The following is a 9947-nucleotide window of genomic DNA, read 5'->3' on the forward strand; positions in this document are numbered from 1 at the left end:
TGAAATCAAGCGACCTGGCTTCACTGTACCTGAAAAATTCGATGCAGCGGTATTTAATGAACTGGACAAAACCTTGCAGACTTACTTGGGTATTGAAAAATTGATTACCCCAGATGTTGTACGCGGGAACTTCGCTACTTTGGAGGCAGCAGTATTGGCGGGCAACTGGCCAAGCATCAAAAAAGCTCGGGGTAAATTCTTGTTTGTACTGGATGAAGGAGGAGAAAAAAGAGCGACCTATTTGGCCGGCCATCCTTCCTTAAAAGGTCGGATGATGTTTTCTACAACCGAAGCTGGCGCTCCAGAAGCCGCTTTTTTGATTAAAAACGACCCAGTTGAAGCCCAAAAAGAGATTCAGGATCTGGTAAAAAAAGGGTACATCGTGCGCACCCGGGCTGATTCCGGCACCTGGCAAGCCCGAAAAAATGACAAGAGTCAATTTGAGGCAGCATGCACGTCCAATGCGCAGATTATTTCAACAGACTACTACCTGCCGAGTAAGCATTTCAAATCAGATTATGCCATTTATTTCGATGATAAAACTTTTTGCCGACCGAATCCGATGCTTAAAAGATAAAAATAAGCCTACTTTTGTCCAAAATTGCACTACTGATCGAACCAAAACACATACTCGTGGTGTCTTGTCTTATTGAGCCTGATTCAATAGACTCTATTGTTATTGCGATCCGTACATTTAACCCGACAAAAGCAAGTCTTCTTTATGGCACACGAAATCACCTCCCCAGCCATCATCAATTTTGAACATTGGAAAACACAATTTGAAGGTGCTGCTGATCAATACCAGCAGGCACATCCCTATCCATTTGGTGTTTTCGACAATTTCTTAGACATTGATGCTGCGCGAGAAGCCATGCATGCCTTTCCTGGCGTACAAGATCAAGGTTGGATCCATTACGTGCATGTCAATGAAAAAAAACATGGCCTCAACAAAATGGATCTGATTCCAGAACCCATTCAGGAGGTCATCAAAGCATTGAACAGCGACGAGTTTGTACATATTCTGAGCAACCTTACCGGCATTCCCGGTCTGATTGCCGACAACAGCCTGGAAGGAGGTGGATTGCACCAAAGCAAACGCGGTGGTTTTCTGAACATCCATGCCGATTTCACCGTGCACCCCCACAAACGCAATTGGCGCCGCAGGGTCAATGTATTGATTTACCTCAACGAAAACTGGCTCCCAGAATATGAAGGCAACCTGGAGCTATGGACAAGAGACATGAAAGCCTGTGCCCAAAAAGTACTGCCCATTTTCAACCGTTGCGCCATTTTCAATACCGATCAAGATTCTTTTCATGGATTGCCCGAACCAATTAAGTGTCCGGAAGACATGACCCGTAAATCCATCGCGCTTTATTATTTCACCGAAGAAACTGCTGCCCCCCGCAAGCGTGCAACCAACTACCAGGCTAGGCCAGGCGATGGTTTCAAAAGTGTTTTCATTTACCTCGACAAACAAATGGTTTCCTGGTACAACACCCTCAAAGGCTGGTTGGGGATCGATGACAAATTCGTCAGCAAAGTGTTGAATTTTTTGAATGGTCGTAAGAAATAAGCATGAATCAAGCAAATCGAACTTCGCTCTGGCTGGTAATTTTGGGTGCATTGTTGTACCTGCCTTTTTTAGGGGGCGTACATCTTTTTGATTGGGATGAAATCAATTTCGCCGAAATCAGCCGGGAGATGTTGCTCACGGGGGATTATGGTCGGGTTTACGTCAATTTTGAGCCTTTTTGGGAAAAACCACCTTTCTTCTTCTGGTTGCAATCCAGCGCGATGGCCATTTTTGGGGTTGGTGAATACGCTGCTCGCTTCCCAAATGCCATTTGTGGCATTCTTACCCTGGTGGTACTTTACCGCATGGGGCGTCAACTGTACAACCACCGTTTTGGCTTGATTTGGGCGCTGACTTATTTCGGTACAGTATTGCCGCTTTTGTATTTCAAATCCAGCATCATCGATCCCTGGTTCAATTTTTTCATCTTTACCGGACTATACGGCTTCATTTTATTTTATTGGAAAAAAAATGAATTCGACCTGGAGTTGAAGGGCAACAAATGGCTTTACTTATTCCTTGGCGGGTTTTTAATTGGCATGGGAATCATTACCAAAGGGCCGGTCGCGTACTTGATAGCGGCATTGACAATGGGCGTGTATTGGGTTTATCAGCGGTTTCGTTTTTACGTCAATGTTCCACAATTTCTGTTTTTCAGCTTTGCGGCAAGTTTGATTACCCTGTCCTGGTATGGCATCGAAACCTGGAAAAATGGTCCCTGGTTCATTCAGGAGTTCAACAGATACCAATACCGGCTGTTCAGCACGCCAGACGCGGGCCACAAAGGCTTTTTTGGCTACCACTTTGCGGTTTTGTTGGTAGGTTGTTTCCCGGCATCAATATTTGCTATACGTTCTTTTTGGAAAATGCCGGAAACCGAAAAGCTTTATCAAGCTGATTTCCGAAAGTGGATGAAGTACTTGTTTTTTGTGGTACTGATTTTGTTCAGTATTGTCAAATCCAAGATTGTGCATTACTCCTCGATGTGTTATTTCCCCTTGACTTTCCTTGCGGCGGTGGTGCTGTACCAAATCATTGAAGGCAAAATTGCCTTCAATCGAGCCATGCGCATAGGGATTTGGGGGGTAGCGGGATTGTACATGCTGCTGACCATCAGTTTGCCATTTTTGGCTGGGCATCTTGACGTACTCAAGCCCATGTTCAAGGATCCATTTGCGGTGGCCAATATGGATGCAAAAGTACACTGGACGGGTTTTGAAATCATCCCTGGTTTATTTCTATTTGCACTGCTGTTGTACAGTTTGCCCAAATTTCGCAGCGATGCCTGGACGGCGTTTCGGTTGCTCTTCCTGGGTACGGGCGTGTTTGTGATGCTGACCCTGATTTTTTTCATCAAGCGCATTGAAGGATACTCCCAAAGAGCTGCGATCGAGTTTTGTGAAAAACGGGTTGGCGAAGATTGCTACGTGATTACGGATGGATACAAATCATACGTCCACCTCTTTTACACCCGCAAGCCCAAGGTAAGCAACCCCAAGAGTTGGGACAAAGAGTGGCTACTCCATGGTGCAATTGATAAAGATGTGTACGCCATTACCAAAATTGACCGCACTGAAGAATTGGAAAATACACCAGAATTCAAGGAAATTGGTCGCAAGAATGGATTCGTGTTTTACAAGCGCAGTAAGAAAAACTGACATTTATAAGGATTGGTATCGGTTGGTTAAAAGCATGGATTCATTGCAAATTTAATAGAACGTTAATTTGCAGCGTGTTTGAGGTAAAGTTCTTATTTTGCAGACCTGATCGATCCACTCAAATCAGGCTATGAGAGTCATTCAAATTACGGATTTACACATTGGAAGAGAAGGCGAAGACACTTACTTGGTTGATGTTCGGGAAAACTTCCGCCGCATTATTGCTGCTGTTCAAGAGCGACGCCCTGATTTCCTGGTGCTTTCCGGGGATCTTTGCTATAGTCAGGGCGAGCTGGACATCTACAACTGGATTAAGCCCTCGGTAGATCAACTGAATATTCCCTACGAAGTCATGGCCGGCAATCACGACGATTTCCAACTGGTGGCCAAGGCATTCGGGCGTGACAGTGATCTAAAATCCGATGGTTTGTATTACACCCGCACCTGGGAAGGCAAGCCAATTGTGTTTATGGATACCTCCAAATACATCGTCGCCGAAGAGCAATTGGCCTGGGTAGAAGCCCAACTCAAGCAATTGAAAGGCGACATTGTTTTGTTCATCCACCACCCACCCCTACTCGTGGGCATGCCGTTTATGGACAACAACTATGCCCTTAAAGACCGCAACCCATTGTTGGATATCTTGTCGGCTTACCCTGGCAACATCGATGTATTTTGTGGGCATTACCACATCGATCGCACCATCCGCTGGAAAAACCTGCTGGTTCACGTGACCCCTTCCTGCTTTTTTCAAATCGATTCCTACGCTGAAGATTTCAAAGTAGACCATTACCGCATTGCTTTTCGCGAAATTTCTTTTCTCCCGGAACTTACCATTAGCGCGGTGCATTATCTTTAAAGTACATTTCTACCATCCAAATATTGTAAGCCATGAGTTTAGCCGCTGAATTTGATACCTGGCAAAACGATTACACTGCCAAAATCCTGCGTTGGGTACCTCATTACCGCAAATTGATCAATAGCCTGGCCGATGAATTGCCTGCAGGGTTTCAACCCAGCCGAATTCTGGATTTGGGCTGTGGCAATGGCAACGCGACTGCCCTGTTGGTGGAGCGTTTTCCCGAAGCCAAAATTACCCTTTTGGATGCCTCTCCCGAAATGCTCGAGGCTTGCAAGCAGCGCTTCAACAATCGCCCTGACTTTGAGTATGTACAGGCCTATTTTCAAGATGCCCATTTTGATGAGGGAAGTTTTGATTTGATCGTGGCCGCATTTGCGCTGCACCACCTGGATCAGACCGAAAAGCAGGCAATTTTCAAAAAAATGTCCTCCTGGTTGAATATTGGCGGCATCTTGTCGAGCTCCGACCTGCATGCCAGCAAAAAGGAATCCGATTACCAGCAACGCGTACTGGATCCCTGGGAAACGTTTGCCAAAAGCCAGGGAACGCTCAACTCCGAATGGGACGAATTGATGGCGCACCACGCCCAATACGACAAACCCGACAATTACGAAGATCAGTTTGCCTGGTTGGCACAAGCGGGTTTCAAGCATTCCCGTATTGCCTGGCAGGCGGCGCATTTCGGCAACTTTCAGGCACAGCGGTAAAATCCAGCGATTCCATGTACCAATCTCCCATTCGCGATGTATCAATTGTCAAATACCAAAACGGACAATTCCAGACCTTAAGCGACCATCTGGCCGCTGAAGAACCGCTCGAAATTCAATTGGCTTTTGGCCCCATTGGCCAAAGGGAACAGCGCAGTTTGGCCGTAACGATGCGTACACCTGGCCAAGATTTTGACCTCGTTTATGGTTTTTTGTATACGGAAGGGATCATTCATGGAAAAAGCGAGGTGCTGCAAATGCGCTATACGGGAGCTCAACTCAGCCCCGATGCCCAGGAAAACAGCGTTTTGGTTGAACTCCACCCCGATGCACGGTTCGATTTTGAGCGCTTGAATCGGCATTTTTACACCAGTTCCAGTTGTGGCATTTGTGGAAAAGCCAGCCTGGAAATGGTGCAAACCCATACTCCTTTCCTCCTGCCCACAGGGATTCCCCAAATCAATCCTGAAATTTTACTCCAACTGACAACATTGCTTTCCCCTGCGCAATCACTGTTTGGCCATACGGGAGGAATTCATGCCTCCGGGTTGTTTTCTGCCGATGGAAACCTGCTCTTGTCACGCGAGGACATCGGGCGGCACAATGCCCTAGACAAGGTGATAGGCGCCGCCCTGCAAAAAATGATTTTCCCGTTGAGCTCCACCATCCTCTTTCTGAGTGGTCGGGCCGGGTTTGAATTGGTTCAAAAAGCCCTTATGGCTGGCATACCGGTGATTGCTGCGGTAGGTGCGCCGTCCAGTCTGGCCGTAGAATTGGCCGAAGCACACAACCTTACCTTGATTGGTTTTTTAAGAGATGGTCGGTTTAATGTTTATTCAGGAAAAGAAAGATTGAATCTTGTAGAGGATACGCTCGATTTTACGTAGATTTTTTTGCGTGAATCTGCGAATAAATCTGTGTAAAATCTGCGCGAAACAAAATGCTGAATTTCATTCCCCAGCCACCTTTCCCATCCAGAGATTCAACACACTTCCGCTCGTCACCCGCATGCCCGTGACTACTCCAGCGGCATTGCGCTCAAATTGTATTTTGCCCAAAATGGACGGCTCTTCAAAAAGATCCACTCCAACCTGTTTGAGTTTGAGTGTGCCATTTAGGCGATGCTGCGCAATCAAGCCATCTTGTACAGCGGCTATGGTGTAGGCCGTTTCCATGTCGGGGCAATAGTAGCGCCCCACAAAATCGCCAAGTGCGGTGGTGTAAATTGGAGGAGCTGGATTTTTAATTTTATTGGTAAAAGCAATTCTCATTGGCATAGCTTTCAGCGTTTTGGCCAAAACGATATCGGCAATTTTTCGACAAGTAGCCAAGCTGTTGAAGTTGGCAAAATTGCTTTTGACCAAAATGGTCAGGTCTTGATCGGGGAAGTACAACCATGCCGCCCGGTAGCCGGCGCTGGAACCTGTATGCTGAATACAGCGCAGCCCCCGATATTGTTCTACTTCCAGGCCAAAAGCATAACTCAGCGTATCGCCACTGTTCAGGATGCCCCGCTGGTACATTTGCTGCAAGGCGGCCATACCGCCCAGCTTGCCGTCGCGGTAATTGCTGGCCCAACGCGCCAAATCAGGTAGTGTGGTGTAAATACCGCCCGCCCCAATGACGGTACTGTTGTCGTATTGCTTGATCCATTCCTGTTGCTCGCCTTTGGCGTAAGAATCAGCCACATTGGGAAACAATTCTCCTTGCACATCCATGATGTAAGTATCCTTCATGCCCAATGGAGTAAAAATGTTGGCCCGCATCCAGGGTTCGAAACTTTGTCCACTGGCTTTTTGGATAATTTCCGCCAATAGCATATAGCCAGTATTGCAATAGGAATGGGCATTGCCTGGCGCAAAATTGAGTTCGCGACTGCGCATGACCAAATCCAGTGCTTCGTTTTGGCGAATGGCATCGCCTTGTCGCCAGCCCGCCAATTCCAACATACCATAGATTTCTCGAATGCCACTGACGTGGTGAATCAGGTGTCGGATGGTGATGGGTTGGCCAAAATCGGGTACATCGGGGAGGTATTTCCGGATGTTCTCATCGAGCGACAATTGATTTCTTTGGGCCAATAATACCACGGCAAAACAGGTAATCTGCTTGGCCAAAGAACCGATGTCAGAAACGGTATTAGGCGCAAAAGGCAAACGGTGTTCCAGATTGGCCAAGCCATAGCCCTTGCTCAATACCAACTGCCCTCCCTTGACAATGCCCAGGGCCAGGCCAGGTTGATTTCCTTGTTGGAGATCGGCAAAAAGGGAGTCAATCCTGGGCGTGTAGGGTTTGATCCAGTTGGTGCTTTGAGCTGAAAGCGCATTGGAAAAAAGAAGAATCAGGACAAAAAGGAATGGGTGGTGTTTCATGGAGATAGTGGTTTTATGCATACTTTTGATGGATTGCTCAAAGAAAAAGATTATCGAAAATACAAAAGATAAAATGGAAAACTACACCTCTTTCTTCACCCGCTGCCATGAACTTGCTGCAGCCTCTGCCGAATTGGGAAACCCACCTGTTGGAGCAGTGCTAATCCAGGATGGAGTAATTATTGGCGAAGGGATGGAATTGGCTCGTTCTTCTGGAGATGTGACCAGACATGCAGAGGTTGAATGCATTCGGGCTGCAGTGCTCCAACTTCAAACCAATGATTTGTCAGATTGTGAATTGATCACCACCCACGAGCCTTGCGTGATGTGCTCCTACGTCATTCGCCATTACCGCATACGGAAGGTGGTATTCGAAGTAGCTGTGCCAACAGTGGGCGGAGTCAATTCCAAGTTTCCAGTTTTGACGGATAAGGCATTTTGGGCAATACGGCCTGTTCCGGAGCTGGTCTTTTGGACTAAGGGGTGATAAAAAATAAGTGCCCCACTACTAAGGCTGCTGAATGAAATCAAATCGTTTTTTAATCTAATTATTCATTTACTTGCCCTAAAATTCGATCAGTTTAGTCGAAAAAAGAGTTCTTCGCTTTTTTGCCCATTTATTTGCTGCCATTATTTCTGTATTTTTAATGCAAATTGAAGCCGATGAACCCGGAACAGCGTGCCCTGTGGGACAACATTCAATCATTTGAACTCAACGATCCGCAAGCCGCATTTCCATTTGTGCAGCGCCTGGCCCTGGAGAATGGCTGGAAATTGCCTTTTGCCTTTCGGGCTTTACTGGAATACAAACGCTTCATTTACCTCTGTTGCGTAGCGCCAACGCCAATGACTCCCTCGGATGAAGTAGACCAGGTATGGCATTTGCACCTCATTTATACCCGTTCTTACTGGCAGGATTTCTGTCGGGATACCCTCCATCGCGAAATTCACCACGGACCAACCAAAGGCGGCCAGACGGAAGATACAAAGTACCTGGAATGTTATGAGCATACCTTGACTTTGTACCGCGAACATTTTGCACAAGAGCCGCCTAGCGATCTTTGGCCTCCAGCCAGTGTTCGTTTTGCGCCACTGAATTTTCGCCGGGTCAATTTAAATCAATATTGGCTTTACCCTAAAATCTTTCGCAAATGATACCAGACATCAATCAACTCTCGCCTGCTGAAATGCTTTTTTTGCAAAAGCCCAATCGACAATCTGGGCGCAAAATGATGCGACTCACCCTGCTGGATTTAATTATGAAAGGGGTGCTTCAGTTCAATAGCCAGGAGTACACTCCCGGAAAGTGGGTGTATCATTTAACCCCCGGGCAATATTTTCAGCAGTACCCTCCTTTGTTGCACGAAGAACCCTTTTTGTTGCCTTTCCGAAGTGGTGAGTCCAGCGTTGAACTCACCTTATTGATCAATACCGTGGCACAACAAACGCAATCGCACCATGGATTTCAGTACAATTACGTGCGCAAAAGCCCCAAGATGCTGTCGTTGATGCCAAAAAACTTTTGGAACGCCTTTCACTCTTTTCCCTTAACAACCGAAGGCAAGGAGTTGCGCAATGATTTGAACCAACGCCTGAATAAAGGCAATGAGATTGTAATCCATTCAATGGGCCTAGGGCAAAGACGTTTGCTGGAATTGCCAGCTTTGTTGGGATCTGGCCTTTTGTTGATCGATAGTCTGGAGAAAATTTTACAAGAAAAAACCTTCAGTGAAGACTGGATCCAGGAGTTGACCAATGCCTACATCCCACTTAAACAGCTGTTTCAATCACCTGCTGGAGCCGACGCTGTAATGGCAGGGGGGAGCGGCTGTGGCGCATTTTTTGGTGTCAGTGATTCATTTGGCGGTTGCGGTGGTGGTGGATGCAGTGGAAGTGGTTGTAGTGGAGGAAGCGGTTGCAGTGGAGGAGGAGGTTGCGGCGGCGGCGGCGGATGTGGTGGTGGAGGATGCGGCGGAAGCTGAATCAAACCTTCACTGACTGAAAAAACTCACTTGGTGACTGGTTGGTAATTTTCTTAAATAAGCGATTGAAGGCTGTTTTAGAGTTAAACTCCACTTCAAAAGCGATACTCAGAAGCGTATAGTGTTGAAAGTGGCGATCTTCTATTCTGCGCTTAAACTCCTCAATGCGGTAGGTATTGATGAAATCAAAAAAGTTTTTGTCATAACCTTCGTTGATGACCTTGGAAAGCAGGTATGGTGGGAGTTTGAGCATGCCCGCCAATTCATTCAACGTCAATTTGGGATTGACGTATGGTTTGTGTTGTGTCATGTATACTTCTACCTGGTGTCGGAGCCGGTTCAGGTTTTCATCACTGAGGTCTTCGTTCTTTTTATCACTCAGGTGGCCAGCTTTCACTTCCTCAATGGGCAATTCGGATACGGCATTGAACAAGGATACCGGCTGGGGCACTTTAAAAATTTCTGGCTGGTGGATCGCAAAATACCCCAGAAGGTCTGGAATGATTGAAAAAATCAGCCAAATCAAGTCGGCGCTTTTTTCGGTAAAAGCCAAATTTCGCCGTGATTAAGGTAACCAATTCAAGCAACTATCAAGGTAAATGCCCAAAGCAATAGGCAAATTACGCCAGCTCTTTTTATGACATAAAGGTAGCTGAAAAATTGAACGTGACTGACCAACTGCTCTTCGAAGATTAGTTTAATCAGTCACTTTTCAATTTTTACATATTAAAAGTTCTCTTACTCCTTCTTCTCCGTCTCAATCGCTGATCCGCTGATCAAATTTCCAAAA

The 9947-nt window shown here is 46.4% G+C and carries 11 protein-coding genes; 9 read left to right on the plus strand and 2 right to left on the minus strand.

Features of this window, described 5'->3' with window-relative positions:
* The 6 genes from ABW391_RS23355 to fdhD form a co-directional block, all read left to right on the plus strand.
* Positions 1–577, plus strand: a 577-nt coding sequence (locus ABW391_RS23355) for a Ca2+-dependent phosphoinositide-specific phospholipase C (RefSeq protein ID WP_353484313.1), incomplete at its 5' end; no start/stop codon positions are given.
* A 144-nt stretch (positions 578–721) separates the two neighbouring features.
* Complete coding sequence (locus ABW391_RS23360) at positions 722–1576, plus strand: 2OG-Fe(II) oxygenase (protein ID WP_353484314.1); 855 nt, start codon at positions 722–724, stop codon at positions 1574–1576.
* A gap of 2 nt (positions 1577–1578) precedes the next feature.
* A complete protein-coding gene (locus tag ABW391_RS23365; protein ID WP_353484315.1) occupies positions 1579–3234 on the plus strand; it encodes an ArnT family glycosyltransferase in 1656 nt (551 codons plus the stop codon).
* 130 nt (positions 3235–3364) lie between these two features.
* The gene (locus ABW391_RS23370; RefSeq protein ID WP_353484316.1) at positions 3365–4093 is read left to right on the plus strand and encodes a metallophosphoesterase family protein; all 729 of its coding nucleotides are present in this window, start codon (positions 3365–3367) and stop codon (positions 4091–4093) included.
* A 32-nt stretch (positions 4094–4125) separates the two neighbouring features.
* Positions 4126–4803 carry a class I SAM-dependent methyltransferase gene (locus tag ABW391_RS23375; RefSeq protein WP_353484317.1) on the plus strand — a complete coding sequence of 226 codons (678 nt, stop codon included), beginning with the start codon at positions 4126–4128 and terminating at the stop codon, positions 4801–4803.
* A gap of 14 nt (positions 4804–4817) precedes the next feature.
* Positions 4818–5690, plus strand: coding sequence for a formate dehydrogenase accessory sulfurtransferase FdhD (fdhD, locus tag ABW391_RS23380; RefSeq protein WP_353484318.1), 873 nt, complete (start codon positions 4818–4820; stop codon positions 5688–5690).
* A 63-nt stretch (positions 5691–5753) separates the two neighbouring features.
* On the opposite strand, the gene ABW391_RS23385 is transcribed toward fdhD, so the two are convergent.
* Positions 5754–7175 (minus strand): serine hydrolase domain-containing protein, encoded by a 1422-nt coding sequence (locus ABW391_RS23385; protein ID WP_353484319.1) that lies wholly within the window; start codon positions 7173–7175, stop codon positions 5754–5756.
* A gap of 73 nt (positions 7176–7248) precedes the next feature.
* On the opposite strand from ABW391_RS23385, the gene ABW391_RS23390 reads away from it, so the two are divergent.
* The 3 genes from ABW391_RS23390 to ABW391_RS23400 all read left to right on the plus strand — a co-directional run bounded on the left by ABW391_RS23390 (position 7249) and on the right by ABW391_RS23400 (position 9157).
* Positions 7249–7662: a nucleoside deaminase gene (locus ABW391_RS23390; RefSeq protein ID WP_353484320.1), complete on the plus strand. Its 414-nt coding sequence runs from the start codon at positions 7249–7251 to the stop codon at positions 7660–7662.
* Positions 7663–7838: 176 nt separating this feature from the next.
* Positions 7839–8330 carry a glycine-rich domain-containing protein gene (locus ABW391_RS23395; protein ID WP_353484321.1) on the plus strand — a complete coding sequence of 164 codons (492 nt, stop codon included), beginning with the start codon at positions 7839–7841 and terminating at the stop codon, positions 8328–8330.
* On the plus strand, positions 8327–9157 hold the full coding sequence (locus tag ABW391_RS23400) for a hypothetical protein (protein ID WP_353484322.1): 831 nt from the start codon (positions 8327–8329) through the stop codon (positions 9155–9157). The genes ABW391_RS23395 and ABW391_RS23400 overlap by 4 nt, the downstream gene beginning before the upstream one ends.
* 1 nt (position 9158) lies before the next feature.
* Here the strand turns inward: ABW391_RS23400 and ABW391_RS23405 are convergent, their stop codons facing one another.
* The gene (locus ABW391_RS23405) at positions 9159–9710 is read right to left on the minus strand and encodes a helix-turn-helix domain-containing protein (RefSeq protein ID WP_353484323.1); all 552 of its coding nucleotides are present in this window, start codon (positions 9708–9710) and stop codon (positions 9159–9161) included.
* Between the last annotated feature and the right edge of the window lie 237 nt (positions 9711–9947).

Origin of the sequence: Haliscomenobacter sp., assembly GCF_040403615.1 — a bacterium.
Taxonomy (GTDB): domain Bacteria; phylum Bacteroidota; class Bacteroidia; order Chitinophagales; family Saprospiraceae; genus Haliscomenobacter.

Excerpts from the sequence above, each read along its gene's own strand:
- ABW391_RS23400 (WP_353484322.1), top strand. The coding sequence starts at position 8,327 with ATGATACCAGACATCAATCAACTCTCGCCTGCTGAAATGCTTTTTTTG.
- fdhD (WP_353484318.1), top strand. The coding sequence starts at position 4,818 with ATGTACCAATCTCCCATTCGCGATGTATCAATTGTCAAATACCAAAAC.
- ABW391_RS23360 (WP_353484314.1), top strand. The coding sequence starts at position 722 with ATGGCACACGAAATCACCTCCCCAGCCATCATCAATTTTGAACATTGG.
- ABW391_RS23375 (WP_353484317.1), top strand. The coding sequence starts at position 4,126 with ATGAGTTTAGCCGCTGAATTTGATACCTGGCAAAACGATTACACTGCC.
- ABW391_RS23370 (WP_353484316.1), top strand. The coding sequence starts at position 3,365 with ATGAGAGTCATTCAAATTACGGATTTACACATTGGAAGAGAAGGCGAA.
- ABW391_RS23365 (WP_353484315.1), top strand. The coding sequence starts at position 1,579 with ATGAATCAAGCAAATCGAACTTCGCTCTGGCTGGTAATTTTGGGTGCA.
- ABW391_RS23395 (WP_353484321.1), top strand. The coding sequence starts at position 7,839 with ATGAACCCGGAACAGCGTGCCCTGTGGGACAACATTCAATCATTTGAA.
- ABW391_RS23385 (WP_353484319.1), bottom strand. The coding sequence starts at position 7,175 with ATGAAACACCACCCATTCCTTTTTGTCCTGATTCTTCTTTTTTCCAAT.
- ABW391_RS23390 (WP_353484320.1), top strand. The coding sequence starts at position 7,249 with ATGGAAAACTACACCTCTTTCTTCACCCGCTGCCATGAACTTGCTGCA.